Source organism: Pseudoalteromonas sp. MMG013 (assembly GCF_018100885.1).
Classification (GTDB): domain Bacteria; phylum Pseudomonadota; class Gammaproteobacteria; order Enterobacterales; family Alteromonadaceae; genus Pseudoalteromonas; species Pseudoalteromonas aurantia.
This window is the reverse complement of record NZ_JAGJEE010000038.1, coordinates 1-14,719: the sequence shown is the minus strand read 5'-3', so window position 1 is coordinate 14,719 and position 14,719 is coordinate 1. Positions and strand designations below refer to the sequence as shown.

The following is a 14,719-nucleotide window of genomic DNA, read 5'->3' as shown; positions in this document are numbered from 1 at the left end:
GTCGCATGGAAAACGACTCTAATAGCGCAATGATCTCAAGGTATACTTCTCGACAATCCAAATTTAATCAAACTTTGAACGACAGTAAGCTCAATAGCATGCTGGTGTTTGGCCCTGAAAATATTAACTACTTAACAGGGTTTACCGGTAACGCAGCATATCTTATTGCTAGCCCAAAAAAATACATTTTAATCACAGATTACCGTTACTTTGAGCGAGCTCAGCAGGAGTGCCAGCATTGCGATATTGTGTGCCGAGATCGCAGTAGTGAAACATTGGGGGCGTGTATTCAACGTCATTTACCCAGTGGAGATACAGGATTTGATGCTGCGTATATTACAGTGAATTTATGGCAAGAAATCGCAACCACACTAGATAGGGTACTTAGACCGATAACAGGTCTGATAGAGCAACTTAGAACGGTAAAATGTGAATGGGAAGTCACAAACATTAAAAAAGCGGCTGCAATAGCTGATCTTGCACTTGCTGACATGCTAGGGCATGTGCGTTTGGGTGTAACAGAAAAGGAGCTTGCCACTGAGCTTGACTACAAGATGCAGAAGCTGGGCTCTGATGGTGTTAGCTTTGATACCATATTATTATTTGGGCCTCGTAGTGCATTACCTCATGGCAAGCCTGGGAACACACAGCTTAAAGAGGGTGACATGATCCTCATTGACTTTGGCGCTGTGGTTAATGGATATCGCTCAGATATGACTCGCACCTATGTTTATCAATCAGCAACTGCTAAGCAGCAGCATATGTATGAGACGGTTATTGCGGCGCAAAATACCAGTCTTGAACTGGTTAAATCTGGCACTAATTGTATTGAATTGAACGCAGCGTCAGAGCGCGTTTTGTTTGGTGCAGGCTATGAGGAGTATGCAGGTAAGGGGCTCGGACATGGTTTAGGACTACATTTGCATGAAACACCATTTATCACACCGAAAACACATTTTGTATTACAGGCTGGAAATGTAATTACGATAGAGCCCGGGATATACATTCCAGAGTTAGGGGGGGTTAGGATTGAAGATGACATTTTGGTAACGCACGAGGGGTTTGAGTGTTTAACTCATGCACCGAAACAATTTATAGTGGAGTAACAGAGATATGCATATCATCTCAGAGCAACAAGTACACAGCAGTTTAAGTTTTAAGGCTGTGATTGAAGCACTAAAAATAGGGTTTGCAAAGCCTGCTGGTACGCCACCAAGACAGGTGTTTCCTCTTACAGAAGATGCGAACAATCATGATGCTTTTGCGGTGTTACCGGCATGGAACAATGAAGTCATTGGGGTTAAGTCATTCACTTATTTTCCAAGTAATACAGAGAAAGGGTTTAAAAGCTTATACTCGAAAATTATGCTTTTCGACAGACAACATGGTGAACCATTAGCATTGATTGACGGTACAAGCGTGACGTTTTGGCGTACCGCAAGCGTGTCTGCTTTGGCATCTTCTTACCTTTCTCGCCCTGACAGCCGTCATTTGGTATTTTTTGGCTCCGGCAATTTGGCACTTTATATGATAGAAGCGCATTTGTCCGTACGACCGATAGAAAAAGTGACCTTGGTTGCTCGTGATAAATCAAAAGTAGCATCATTAATTTCAACGCTTTCTATCAAGTTTAAAGGTATTGAATTTATATCTGGAAATGCAAACGAAGCCACAATAAACAGTGCAGATATAGTCAGTTGTGCAACCGGATCTCATGAGCCACTTTTTGATGGCGCTTGGTTAAAGCCTGGAGCCCATGTTGATTTGATAGGTAATCATCATAAACAACACAGAGAATGTGACTCGACAACGGTTACCCGCTCTAAATTGTTTGTAGATAGCCGCGTAAACGTGCTTAATGAAGCGGGGGAAGTACTCATTCCTATCTCGGAAGGACTGATCGATAGCTCGTTTGTTGTTGCTGAACTAAGTGAGCTACATGATGTCAGTTTTGTACGTTCAGGTGATGATATTACTGTGTTTAAATCAGTCGGGATGGCGTTAAGTGATTTGCTAACGGCGCATTTAGTGTATAGGTTGGTTTTATGAACTGGTTATTGGTTTTAGGCGCAGTAATGCTGGTTATGGCGTCTTTGTTGTTCTGGCAAGGGAAAAGAAAACGGTTTAAAAAGCGTATTTGGCGACAAGTGCAAGTCAATAACTTGGTAAAAGTAAAGCAACATAAAGCAGGCCCAATGGAAATGCTGTCTGAAGAAAGCTTATTGGTCGAATTTACATTCCAAGAAAAGCAGTATAGTTGCCAAACGGCTTACCGTACGCAACTGTGTAAATCATTCAGTGCGAATGAGCCAACGTTTATTTTAATCGATCCTGACAACCCAACACAGTGCTACTACAATGCGTGTCAACAAACGAAATTTGCGAAGCTATGGTTTGTAATGTCGTTAGGCGTTGTAATATGTGTACTGTTAAGTAACACACTCCCTTTTGTACGGTAAAAATATAATCTGACTAAATGTGGTGCGTATATTTGCACCTAACCTAAAACCTATTACGCTTAGTTAAGTATTACTGTACTTCACAGGTTGTTTAACATGAAATGGGTGCTGATTTTTATATGGCTATTTCATTGTAATGTATTTGCTCAGGCGGATACGTACAGTTTTTGTTTTTCACGATGGTGGCCATTCAGTTTCGTTGAAGAAGCTGGAGATGCAAAAGGTATTCAAGTCGATTTACTAAAGTATGTGTTAAACAATGAAAATATGTCGGCTTCGTTCACCGAACTACCGTATAAACGATGTATTGACGATGTATTGAGTGGTAAATACGACTTTACGCTACACATCGATAGTGCAGATGATCTAAATTTGGTTGAGCATGGAGTTTCGGTATGGGAAATGGCATTGGCAGTCAATGTGAACAATCAATTTTTAACGTTAGAAAAAATAAAATCTCTGCCCTTATTTAGCGTGGTGATTGCACAAGAATATCCCTACCCAAAAGCAGCCCTTCAAACACTTGCTGATATCAATGCAGTTATTATTAAACGTTCTTACTATGAAGGCTCAGACGAAGATGCGAGGGCTCTGTTCGACATTTTATCATCTAACCGTGTTGGCGCAGTGCTTGTTGATAAGCGCTGGGCCAAGAAAATTATCTCTCAGTTTAATTTACCGGTCTCAATTTTACCTGAGTTGGTTCATTCACAAAGGCAATTTATAGGTTATTCAGATCAAAATCATGAAAAGGCAGTAATACTAAGTGGCTTACTTAAAGCTGTGTCGGAGCAAGAAATACATGCGATTGAAATGGACTATCAATAGTTGATAATGGCTAGAAGTAGGCTATATTTTGATGCAGCTAGTAAAAGATAGCAATACGCTTTTTGTAATAATGAGAAAGAGTTAAGCACATATTTGGGCAGTTTTTGCCAGTGTAATGTGTTGTAATTTGGAATTACGCCAAACTGTGTAATTATTTATATTAAAGCAATTAATCGTATTGTATGATTATGGACAGATTATGTAGAGGCATACATTATCTCCCAAATAATTATAAGGAAGTTGGATGTCTGAGCCTATTTTGGCGTTTGCACAGTTAGATCTTTCGTTAGAAGGGTCGGAGCTATCATCTGATATTGAAGCTGCGAAAAGCCATGACTGGGTAAGCCACGTAAATACGTCTTGCTATGACGGAGATTGGGATGTATTGCCTTTAATAATTCCCAAAGAGCACCTAGATAGCCATATCATTTTACAAGCATTTTCACATAATTGTGAAAGCCCTTGGGTAGAAAGTCAGTATTTGAAACGTTTGCCTTCTATTAGGGCTCTTATTGCTCGGTTCGAATGTGACGTCTTGTCTGTACGTCTGATGCGTTTGCACCCTAATTCATATATTAAACCTCATAGAGATAAAGGGCTTAGTGTTGAGATTTCATCACAAGCACGTATTCATATTCCTTTAGAGATTTCTCCAGAAGTTCAGTTTCAAGTCGACGGCGCAACTGTGCCGATGGCTGTAAATAGTGTTTGGTATATCAATGCCGATGCAGAACATTCAGTGAAAAACACCGGAGATACATCAAGAATTAACCTTGTCATAGACTGCAATGTTAATGAGTGGCTATTTAACTTAATTATGAACTCTAAAAACAAAACATATTGCTGTAAAAAAGTAAGTTAAGGAGATAACGAGGTAATGAAATTTAATATTCCAAAAGGGCTCAATATAAGGCCGTCTAATACAGCAGATAAACCTTTTTTAGAAAAGCTGCACCATTCTATGCGCCAAGATTTACAGCTAATTGATGGAGAGAAAGATTTCGTAGAGTCGATTGTAGAAATGCAATTTCGGGCTCAAACTGAAGGATATGGGGATAAGTTTCCCAATGCAATGTACTTTATTATAGAAAAGCACCATGAAGCGATAGGTAAAGCAACCATCGATTTTGGCCCAAACGAAATTCGCATTGTCGACATTGGTTTTTTACCCAGCGCCCGTGGACATGGCTTTGGCTCCGCAATCATTCAATCATTTCAAAGTGCGGCATTACAGTCGGGTGCACCTTTAACGCTCTCTGTTGAACAAAATAATGTGGCAGCAAAGCAGTTATATTATCGTTTAGGGTTTCAAGTTGAATCTATTAGCCCACCATATGAATTTATGGTGTGGTACCCGCACCCAGCGAAGTTAATGAGCGGTGTGTAACTAAATCAAAGTAAGCATAGGGGTTTAATATGGAAAAATTTACGTTTGAAAATGTTGAAAGTGCACAAGGGTCTGTTGTCAAGATTGTAGGCCAAAACGGCGAAGTGGAATTAGAAATATCATCGGTCAAAAAATCAAAACTTGATGGAGACGAGTGGAATGCATTTAGTGTGCTGTTAAACGGCAAAGCCAATGAACCTCTAAGCCAAGGTACTTATAAGCTCGAGCATGAAGCATTTGGTGAAGCTGAATTGTTTTTATCGCCAAATAGTGAAACAGAGTATGAGATACATATTGCTCAAAAGAGGTAGTTGGCGTTCTAAGTTAATTAATAAAGTAAATTATCCGTTTAATTAAGTGAATAGGAGATTTTTATGGCTGACCCGTTTATGTCAGAAATAAGGCCATTTGCGTTTAATTTTGCCCCAAAAGATTGGGTGTTTTGTAATGGTGGGTTTGTTACGATCTCACAACATGGGGCACTTTATGCATTGTTAGGGACTCAATTTGGAGGTGATGGTCGAACGAATTTTAAATTACCAGACCTTCGAGGGCGAACGCCAATCGGGAGAGGAACTCTGAAAAGTGAGCCTAGTAGGGTATTTACGGCTGGCAACCAGTATGGCGTGGAAAATGTCACGCTCAGTATTGCTGAAATGGCCGCCCATTCTCATGGAGTACAAGCGACCAGTACTGAGGCAATAAATAACCCAACTTTTACCGATAGGGTGTTTTCTAATTCAAAGGATGCTTTTAGCGGACCAGAGCCCTTTATGTACAGCAGTTCTGCAAATCTAACAGGGCTGGCACAAGACGTTGTTTCTAGCGCGGGGGGCGGTCAGTCTCATACGAATATTCAGCCTTTATTAGCACTGAATTTTTGCATGGCGCTTGACGGTATTTTCCCACCAAGAAATTAATAAGGAGAAAGCATGTCTGAATCATTTATTGGTGAAATAAAGATGATGGCCACCACTTTTGCACCACGGCAATGGGCAATGTGTAATGGCACCATTATGGCAGTAAATCAAAATCAGGCTTTGTTTGCCCTGATAGGGGCCCAATACGGGGGAAATGGACGCTCATCGTTTGCACTGCCAGATATGAGAAGCCGTATACCTGTTCATTTTGGCCAAGGGCCAGGCTTACAAAATTATCCACTTGCGGCTAAAACGGGTGTAGAGAGTGTGACCTTACAAGTGAGTCAAATTCCTGCCCATACTCATAGTTTACAAGCAAGCAATAACAGTGCAAACACATCTACTGCAATCGGTAATGTACTTGCAAAGAGTCCACAAAATGAAACCGCGTATTTAAATGGTGCAGTAACAGGTGCGGTACAAGAATTGAGCGAATCAGCTGTTGAGTCCGCTGGAGGTAATGTGCCTCATAATAATATGATGCCCTACTTGGCCATTCACTTTGTTATTTGCCTGCAAGGCATTTTTCCATCAAGAAACTAGAGGAGAATAAATGATGGCAGATCCATTTATTGGAGAAATTCGAAGTTTGGGCGCAACGTTCAGTCCTCAAGATTGGGCCACTTGTAGTGGCCAAATTTTAAGTATTGCACAGATGACAGCAATCTTTAGTTTGTTAGGGGCTAATTTTGGAGGAAATGGTAGAACAACATTTGGCATTCCTGATTTAGCAGGGCGTACGCCGATGCATGCAGGGCAGGGGCCTGGACTATCCTTGCGGCCATTCTCTTATTTTGGAGGATTCACTCAAGAAGCATTGGTTCCATCTCAGTTACCTGAGCATACACACAGTATTTCTGGTGTGCTTCAGGTAGGTGATACAGGTGAACCAAGTAATAACAAGTTAGCACTTGATAATGCCGCAGGTGGTGGTGTGTTAAGGTATACAGCACCACTTGATAATGATGTTGATTTAATGGATAGCTCTAGCTTTTCTGTGGCGGGCGCAGGCCAACCTCATGAGAATATGCAACCTGCATTGGTGCTCAATTTTTGTATTGCATTGGACGGGATTTACCCACCCCGGAACTGACGTGTAGGTGCACAGGTTTATCAACTAAAATCTGTGTACCTTGTTGTTGTATGTCACATTTTGGGGCTGTTTGGGTATTACTTGTGTATTAGTAATGGAAGTATAATGTATTTTATTTTAATGAATCAGGTAGGTATTTTCTTGATTAAAGCGAAGTGCTTAAATTGAGCTGCTTATATTGGCGTGTGATTAAATTGGCGTTAATTTTAACCAGTTACTTGTTTGTCATGGGGTTATCTGCGCAGCCTTTTGTGAATTCGGTACGTTTTCAGAGTAACAAAGAAACGGTTGTTCTGAGTCAATACAGCAATGACTTTTTAGTCGATGAAAAAGGGAAAAAGTATGCGTTTAATAAAAAAATAATAATCCAGTCTTGGCTATCAGAAACAGAAATTTCACAATTGCATAGTCAAATTGCCCAAGTGCAAGTTATTGCAAAGATACAAGGCGGAGCAGTCTATTGGGTCACACCAGAAAAAGAGTATTTTTTTGATGTTTTTTCTGTATTAAAAGCCCACCAAAGTGTCGTAGCGGTGGAGCCAGATATAGCCCCTGTCAGAAAGTTACCTAAAGCCAATCACGAAGTTCAGCCAAAAAAAGTTCACGTGCAAGCAAGCTCTGTAACATCACTTAAGCCTCCTTTTTGTCATTCACCTATTAAGAAAGTTAGGGTCGCAATTATTGATGACGGGTTTGACTTTAGCCATAGCGAATTTAATGATTTAACTGTTTTACTCGAGTACGACGCTGATGAACATGTATTGGATGCCAGTGCTAAAAAGGGAATAGACTACCATGGCACACTGGTCGCTGGGATTATCGCGGCCAAGCGCGACAATATGGGGGGAGAGGGTTTTGCGCCTACCAGTGAAATAATTGCGATTCGGCAAGTATCAACATGGACTTCTTCTTTGATATTGGCATTTCACGTGGCTAAATTAATGAAAGCAGATGTAATTAACTGTAGCTGGGTTCTTCCATTTTTATCTGATATCACTACTGCCGTTATTAAAGATTTAGCGTTGGCAGCACACGACCCCATCATTGTTGCATCAGCTGGTAATAATAGACAAAAAGCATGTGAAATTAATAAATTATCTAAACTAGAATCGGTTGTCGTGGTGGGTTCTCTCTATGCAAATGGTAAACTTGCGGAGTTTTCTAATTATGGAGAATGTGTTGATTATTATGCATCAGCTTCAGTCAAATCGACCTCATTGGAGGGGGATATCAATTTGGGGGGGACATCTGCGTCAGCTGCCATTGTTTCTGGCATACTCGCTCAGTTAAAAGCATGTGGTGTCGCGCGGCCATTAAGCCAACTACATTTAGTTGAACACATCAAGTCAGCACGTAGCGTATTAATAGGCATAGCAAAATGACAGTAATTGGCAGTAATAAAAAAGCACTAAAAGAATAATGGAGAATATGATTTTGCGTACCTCGAAACTGGGTGTGAATTCTGAAACTGAAACTGAAACTGAAACTGAAACTGAAAATTTAGATTTTAGTAGCACCTATAGTGATAACTTACCAAAAATATTGGCTCAGCTCGGTATTTCTTTACTTGCGACTAGTTATCACTCACAACGACTTATTGTAGTGCGGTCTCAAGTTGGAAAACTAGAAACAAAACTAAAAGCGTTTCCAAGACCAATGGGTTTGTATGCCGATGATAATCGGATAACACTGGGCACATTGAATCAAGTGATTGATTTTAAGAAAACTAAAAGTGGGCATAGGGCTATAATTGACGGTGAGTTTGATAATTATGAAGCGCTGCCAAGCAAGTTACAAGACAGTGAGCTTAAAGAGCTTACGCAGTTTAGGTACGAATTAAGTGAACAAGTTCAAAGTGTTAAATCAGCGGATAGTTTGTTCGTTGAAAGGGCCAGCTTATCGACTGGTTTGATTAATGCCCATGATATAGCGTGGGGTACCGAAGGGTTATGGGTAGTTAATTCAGTATTTTCATGTTTATGCAAACTCAGCCCTGACTATAGCTTTGTTGCAGCTTGGCGGCCTGAATTTATATCCGAGTTAAAACCTGATAACCGATGCCATTTAAATGGTATGGCCATGCTTGATGGTATTCCTCGTTATGCAACTGCATTCAGTGAATCAGATACGGCAGAAGGCTGGCGAGATGAGATTGGCAGTCACGGCGTACTTATTGACGTTGTTGAAAATAAAATAGTCAAGGCGGGTATTTCAATGCCGCATTCACCGAGGTGCCACTTGGGGAAAGTCTATTATTGTGCATCTGGCGACGGGGCTATTCATGTGTATGATCCAGAAGCAGACACTACACGTGTTTTGGCTGAGCTCCCGGGCTTCACGAGAGGGATGACATTCTTTGGTGATTTAATGATTGTGGGTACAAGTACATTACGTACGTCTGACGGAAAAATGAATTTTACAGGAAACGAAAGACTGTTAGGTGAAAATCAGTGTGGCATTTGGCTGTTAGATATAAATAATGGGAAAGTAATTAGTTGCTTAACTTTTTCAGGGGACGTAAAACAAATTTATGATATTGCAATTGTAACCAGTAGTACAGCACCCGAGGTGCTGCAAAGCTCAGATGCACTATCTAGTTTCATTTTTGAATTTTGTCAGGAGTAATTATCATGGAACGCACAAGTATTAATAAGAGCATTTTGGCAATCGCTGTACCATCTTTGATTGCCACTGGTGCGTATGCTGATACAGTAAAAACCCCCTCAAATAATAATCAATCATACGATACAGAGCACATCGAGGCGGTAACTGAGGTAGTTGATACAGCGAATAGTAATCCATTTGATACCTTTGGCAGAGGAAAAAGTGACAAGCAAAATAGTTCAAGCTTGGATGTGCGAAGTACATTAAGCTTTTTGACTTCACAGGGGTTACTTAAACCGAGTAATCAAAAAGTGACGATTGTATCAGGCGATAGTACATATGCTGATAGTGATTTATTGATACAAAAGGTATTTGCTGCGAATGTTGCCTGTTTGTTACCAGATGGAAGTTGTCGAATGGTTGCATCTGCTTTTAGTTGTACAAGCCCTAATCTTGGTTTTGGGGGCACGGTTGTTGGTTCTTGTAGTGCAGATGTGACAGCACCCACATTTGACAGTGCAAACTCAACGCCAACAGATAACGCAACGAATGTGTCAGTATCTAGTAACATAGTCATTGATTTTAGTGAAAATGTGGCGTTAGGCTCGGGTAACATAACCGTTCGCGATGTCACAGGGTCAAGTGATTTTGAAGTGTTTAACGTTGCGACTGAAAGTGAAGGTTCAACCAATACCCCAAGCGCGGGCCACATTGGTATTGTCAACGACAAGATTTATATAAATCCGACGAATGATTTAACTGGGAGCAATCAATATGCACTGCGCGTAGATTCAACGGCAGTAGATGACTCAGCAGGCAATAGTTTTGCAGGTATCAGTGATGATACGACGTTTAATTTTACCACCGCAGATGTGACAGCGCCGACATTTGACAGCGCAAACTCAACGCCAACAGATAATGGTACTAATGTCTCGGTGTCTGATAATATCGTCATCGATTTTAGTGAAAATGTAGCGTTAAGCACGGGTAATATAACCGTTCGCGATGTCACAGGATCAAGTGATTTTGAAGTGTTTAACGTTGCGACTGAAAGTGAAGGTTCAACCAATACCCCGAGCGCGGGCCACATTGGTATTGTCAACGACAAGATTTATATAAATCCGACGAATAGCTTAACCGGTAGCAATCAATATGCACTGCGCGTAGATTCAACGGCAGTTGATGACTCAGCAGGCAATAGTTTTGCAGGTATCAGTGACGATACCACGTTTAATTTCACTACGGTAAACGCAGCGCCTGTGGTTGATTTAAATAGTGGCACATCAGGCAATGATACAACCGCGTCATTTTCTGAAGGGTCAGGTGCAGTCGGTTTCATGACGAGCCCGACGGTTACAGATACCGACACGATAACAACAATTACAGTTAGTTTAACGAATGATCAAGATGGCGCATCGGAAGGGCTCAATGTATCAGCAAGTGCGCAAAATGCATTGACAGGGATAAGTGGTGCCTCTGATATTTCACTACAAGACACACTTTCAATTACGGGCGCAACTGCGACGACCGCAGAAGTAGCAACATTTTTACAAGCGGTGACTTATAATAATACGAGTTCGACGCCTAATACTACATCTAGAACAGTCACTGTTGTTGTTAACGATGGTACTGATAACAGTACGTCACGAAGTGCAGTACTAAGTGTTGCGAATGTGACCGCTGCAAGTAGCTCTGCAGCATCATTTAATACTACATCGGGTGCCAACTTAAGCCCAGCTATATCATTTAGCAATGAAGATGAAACGCTCACTATAACATCTGCCAGTCATATTTCAGGATCAACTGCTCAAGGTGGCGATGGTACCGATGAAATTGTTGTAATAGATGGCAGTGATCTGACGCAATTTACCAGTTTAACCACCTTTGAAACCCTCTCGACTTATAATAATGGTTCATTAACGCTCAGTGAGTCTCAACACGATGGGTTTACAACCATAAATGGTACCGGAACAAATACATTTACCTTGGCAAGTGCTGATGGGGATGGCACGGTTACTGCTGATGCGGATATTGAAACATATATTCTCAATGCTGGTTTTAACATTACCTTATCTGGCGCAGCGCAAAATATTACCGGTAGTAGCAGTGCAGATACCGTTAATATTGCTGGGTTAAGCGTTACGGGTACGCTTGCTGGCGGCGGCGATACAGATGTGCTGCAAATGAGCACAGGGGCAAGTATCAGCAATGCAACAGTCAGTGCATTCGAATCTTTAACATTGAGCGGTGGCGCATCGGTCACAATGACAGAAGCGCAACACGATGGCTTTTCAACAGTAACTGCAAGCGGCACTGATTCAATTACCATAAGCGCAGCGACCGATGGCTTAACGGGGAACAGTGCGGTTGAAACGTATGTGTTGAGTGCAGCGAATACATTTACTTTAGGCAGCGCGTCACAAAACCTAACGGGTAGTGGTAACGATGACACGGTTAATGTGAATGCACTGAGTGCGACAGGGACTTTAGCGGGTGGAAGTGGCACAGATACATTGGCTGTTACCAACGGTGGAAATATATCGGGTGCGACCGTCAGTGGCTTTGAGAATTTATCGGTTGCTGCTGGTGGTACTGTAACAATTAATGCAGCCCAATTGTCTAGTTTTACTGGAACGATATCTGGCAGCGGTACAGAAACAGTATCTGTTTCTGGTGATGGTAATGTGAGTACCGTATCGGCCATTGAGAATTATACCTTAAATGATGACAGTACGAACGCTCGGTCAGTGACGGTCACCAGCGCAGGGCATTCTGTTACTGCAACCTCAGCGACTGATGCAATCACATTTGATTTAGGCACGCTTGCGTTTACAGGCACTATTACGGGTGACAATACTGTTGCAGATACGCTCAGCTTAAGCAGTGGTGCGAATATATCAGCAGGGTCTATTTCTAATGTGAATAACCTCACCTTAGCGTCGGGCGCCTCAGTGACTATGACGGCAAGTCAGCACAACGCATTTGGTGGCACAATTACGGCGTCTGGTTCTGAAACAATTATTATCAGTGGCGATGGTAATTTAACCACATTCTCTTCCGTTGAGTCCTATACCATAGGTGATGATAGTACTAATACGCGAACTGTTACTATTAGTAATGGTACAACGAATGTGACAGCTAATTCGTCCACAGATACGGTTACGTTCGATATTGGCTCAAGTGCCTATACAGGCACACTAACCGGTGATGCAAGCCAAACCGATACTGTATCTGCATCCAATGGTGCGGATGTCTCTGGTGGCAGTTACTTTAATATAGGGACCCTGAGCTTAAGTAGCGGTGCAACCGTTGCAATTGATGCTGCCAATATCGGTGATTTTAGTACGTCAATTGTTGGTGGGGCTGGCAGCGAAATACTGAAATTAATGGATGGTGGGACGTTTGATTTTAGCAGCACATCGGTTTCATCAGTTGAAGGTGTAGCCATAGGAACAAATAGTAATTTTACGCTTACCTTAACAGATAACTTTGCTTCAGATGGCGGGACGGTTGATATAACCAATGCAACTGGTAGTGCTGTAACGGGCGCTATTACCTTAAATGCCAGTGCTTTTAGTGGCGACGTGTTAACCATTTCAGCCACCGATTTTAACGGTGCGGATACTTATACCGGTGGCTCTGGTGCTGATACTATCCGCCCTGGCGGCGGCACTGATGCAATGACGGGTAACGGGGGGAATGACAATTTCATAGGGAGTACCTCTGACCTGTCGGGTGATACCATCGCAGATTTAGCAATTGGGGACATGATCACGATAACAGGTGTCACTGGCTTATCGACTAACAATGTACGCTTTAATGGCTCAAGTACATTAGAAGTTGATACCGATGCAACGGATTTTAATATATCTGAGTTGACACTGTCGCTGACAAATGCGCCGGCATCAAATTTATCATTTACTGTTGCGGATAGTGGCGCTAATACGGTGATCACCTTTATTGCCAGTAATGACGTCCCAGTTTTTGCTTCGTTAAATGGCGGTGCAACTTTCACAGAGGGCAATAGTGCCGTTACAATAGACAGTGACGTAACCGTTGCTGATACAGAATTGGATGCACTCAATGGCAATACCGGTGATTATAATAATGCCAGTTTAACAATAACAAGAAATGGTGGCGCAAATAGCACCGATGTATTTGCCAACACCGGTTTACTAGGGGCACTGACACAAGGTAATAGCTTTACTTATAATAGTGTGTCAGTCGGCACCGTAACGACCAATTCTGCTGGTACGATTAAACTCACATTTAATAGCAGCGCAACATCAAGTATTGTTGATTCGGTTATTTCATCACTTACTTATGCTAATACGTCTGAAGACCCATCAAGTAGTGTAACGTTAGATTACACCTTTAATGATGGTACATCTGATAGTACAGGGACAAACCAAGCGACAGTCACGATTTCAGCAGTGGATGATACGCCAACCGATATTGCATTGTCTTCATCAAGTATGACTCAATCAAGCACCAGTGCGGGGGCAGATGTTGGCACCTTAAGTACCACGGATGTGGATGATAGTAGCCACACATACACCTTAGTTGATGCTGGCACTTCAACAAGCGGGACGTGTACAGCCAATAGTGGCAATGGCAGTTTCCAGATAAATGGCAGCATATTAGAAACACAAGCAGCAATCAGCGCTGGCAGTTATATTGTGTGTGTGCAATCACATGATGGTACGTCTTCGTTTCAAGAGTCATTTACCATTACAGTCAGTGATGATGTAGCGCCAAATGCGCCAACCTCGTTAGATTTAGATGCAGCGTCAGATACAGGCGCTTCAAGCACTGATAATTATACCAATGATACAACCTTAACGTTGTCAGGTTCTGCAGAGGCAGGATCAACGGTTAAGCTATTTAGCAGTGTGTCAGGCACGACTGTTATTGGCTCAGGCACTGCAACCGGTGGTTCATGGGAGATAACAACAAGCACGCTAACATCTAACACATCACACACGATTACAGCAACAGCAACGGATGCTAGTAACAATACATCATCAACTTCAACGGGTTTGAGTGTCACATTAGACACAACAGCTCCAAGTGTACCAAGTACCCCAGACTTAAACAGTGCAAGTGATACCGGTAGCTCAAATACGGATAATATTACATCAGATACCACGCCGACCATTGATGGAACGGCGGCAGCTGGAGACACGATAACACTCACGTCAGATAAGGATGGTGTGTTAGGGTCGGTGGTGGTGCCTGCTGGTGGAAGTTGGAGCTTTACGCCATCATCTGCACTGTCTGCAAACACACATTCTATTACCGTAGTTGCGACAGATCTGGCCGGTAATAATAGTAGTGCATCAAGCGCACTTGCTATTAACATTGATACCAGTGCAAGCACACCCAGTATAACCACACCCATTGAAGGTGATGCCATCGTTAATGCCAG

The 14,719-nt window shown here is 42.0% G+C and carries 13 protein-coding genes; all 13 read left to right on the top strand.

Annotated features, from left to right (window positions below; translation table 11 throughout):
* Positions 1–5: 5 nt before the first annotated feature.
* Positions 6–1,106, top strand: a complete 1,101-nt coding sequence (locus J8L98_RS21595) for a Xaa-Pro peptidase family protein (protein ID WP_348771922.1) — start codon at positions 6–8, stop codon at positions 1,104–1,106.
* 7 nt (positions 1,107–1,113) lie between these two features.
* Complete coding sequence (locus J8L98_RS21590; RefSeq protein WP_210998159.1) at positions 1,114–2,049, top strand: ornithine cyclodeaminase family protein; 936 nt, start codon at positions 1,114–1,116, stop codon at positions 2,047–2,049.
* Positions 2,046–2,459: a hypothetical protein gene (locus tag J8L98_RS21585; protein ID WP_210998158.1), complete on the top strand. Its 414-nt coding sequence runs from the start codon at positions 2,046–2,048 to the stop codon at positions 2,457–2,459. The genes J8L98_RS21590 and J8L98_RS21585 overlap by 4 nt, the downstream gene beginning before the upstream one ends.
* Before the next feature lie 96 nt (positions 2,460–2,555).
* Positions 2,556–3,287 (top strand): transporter substrate-binding domain-containing protein, encoded by a 732-nt coding sequence (locus J8L98_RS21580; protein WP_210998157.1) that lies wholly within the window; start codon positions 2,556–2,558, stop codon positions 3,285–3,287.
* 244 nt (positions 3,288–3,531) lie between these two features.
* On the top strand, positions 3,532–4,149 hold the full coding sequence (locus J8L98_RS21575; protein WP_210998156.1) for an aspartyl/asparaginyl beta-hydroxylase domain-containing protein: 618 nt from the start codon (positions 3,532–3,534) through the stop codon (positions 4,147–4,149).
* Positions 4,150–4,164: 15 nt separating this feature from the next.
* Positions 4,165–4,674, top strand: a complete 510-nt coding sequence (locus J8L98_RS21570) for a GNAT family N-acetyltransferase (protein WP_210998155.1) — start codon at positions 4,165–4,167, stop codon at positions 4,672–4,674.
* 29 nt (positions 4,675–4,703) lie between these two features.
* Positions 4,704–4,985: a hypothetical protein gene (locus J8L98_RS21565; RefSeq protein ID WP_210998154.1), complete on the top strand. Its 282-nt coding sequence runs from the start codon at positions 4,704–4,706 to the stop codon at positions 4,983–4,985.
* A 63-nt stretch (positions 4,986–5,048) separates the two neighbouring features.
* Positions 5,049–5,594, top strand: coding sequence for a tail fiber protein (locus tag J8L98_RS21560; RefSeq protein ID WP_210998153.1), 546 nt, complete (start codon positions 5,049–5,051; stop codon positions 5,592–5,594).
* Positions 5,595–5,606: 12 nt separating this feature from the next.
* The gene (locus J8L98_RS21555; RefSeq protein WP_210998152.1) at positions 5,607–6,137 is read left to right on the top strand and encodes a tail fiber protein; all 531 of its coding nucleotides are present in this window, start codon (positions 5,607–5,609) and stop codon (positions 6,135–6,137) included.
* 10 nt (positions 6,138–6,147) lie between these two features.
* Entirely contained in the window at positions 6,148–6,687 is a 540-nt protein-coding gene (locus J8L98_RS21550) for a tail fiber protein (protein WP_247682658.1), read from the top strand.
* Positions 6,688–6,851: 164 nt separating this feature from the next.
* A complete protein-coding gene (locus J8L98_RS21545; protein WP_247682657.1) occupies positions 6,852–8,069 on the top strand; it encodes a S8/S53 family peptidase in 1,218 nt (405 codons plus the stop codon).
* A 46-nt stretch (positions 8,070–8,115) separates the two neighbouring features.
* On the top strand, positions 8,116–9,312 hold the full coding sequence (locus J8L98_RS21540) for a TIGR03032 family protein (protein WP_210998151.1): 1,197 nt from the start codon (positions 8,116–8,118) through the stop codon (positions 9,310–9,312).
* Between the two features lie 5 nt (positions 9,313–9,317).
* Positions 9,318–14,719 (top strand): Ig-like domain-containing protein (locus tag J8L98_RS21535; protein WP_210998150.1); only part of this gene is annotated, 5,402 nt, incomplete at its 3' end.

Coding starts and splice junctions, on each gene's coding strand:
- J8L98_RS21595 (WP_348771922.1), top strand. CDS start 6: ATGGAAAACGACTCTAATAGCGCAATGATCTCAAGGTATACTTCTCGA.
- J8L98_RS21590 (WP_210998159.1), top strand. CDS start 1,114: ATGCATATCATCTCAGAGCAACAAGTACACAGCAGTTTAAGTTTTAAG.
- J8L98_RS21585 (WP_210998158.1), top strand. CDS start 2,046: ATGAACTGGTTATTGGTTTTAGGCGCAGTAATGCTGGTTATGGCGTCT.
- J8L98_RS21580 (WP_210998157.1), top strand. CDS start 2,556: ATGAAATGGGTGCTGATTTTTATATGGCTATTTCATTGTAATGTATTT.
- J8L98_RS21575 (WP_210998156.1), top strand. CDS start 3,532: ATGTCTGAGCCTATTTTGGCGTTTGCACAGTTAGATCTTTCGTTAGAA.
- J8L98_RS21570 (WP_210998155.1), top strand. CDS start 4,165: ATGAAATTTAATATTCCAAAAGGGCTCAATATAAGGCCGTCTAATACA.
- J8L98_RS21565 (WP_210998154.1), top strand. CDS start 4,704: ATGGAAAAATTTACGTTTGAAAATGTTGAAAGTGCACAAGGGTCTGTT.
- J8L98_RS21560 (WP_210998153.1), top strand. CDS start 5,049: ATGGCTGACCCGTTTATGTCAGAAATAAGGCCATTTGCGTTTAATTTT.
- J8L98_RS21555 (WP_210998152.1), top strand. CDS start 5,607: ATGTCTGAATCATTTATTGGTGAAATAAAGATGATGGCCACCACTTTT.
- J8L98_RS21550 (WP_247682658.1), top strand. CDS start 6,148: ATGATGGCAGATCCATTTATTGGAGAAATTCGAAGTTTGGGCGCAACG.
- J8L98_RS21540 (WP_210998151.1), top strand. CDS start 8,116: ATGATTTTGCGTACCTCGAAACTGGGTGTGAATTCTGAAACTGAAACT.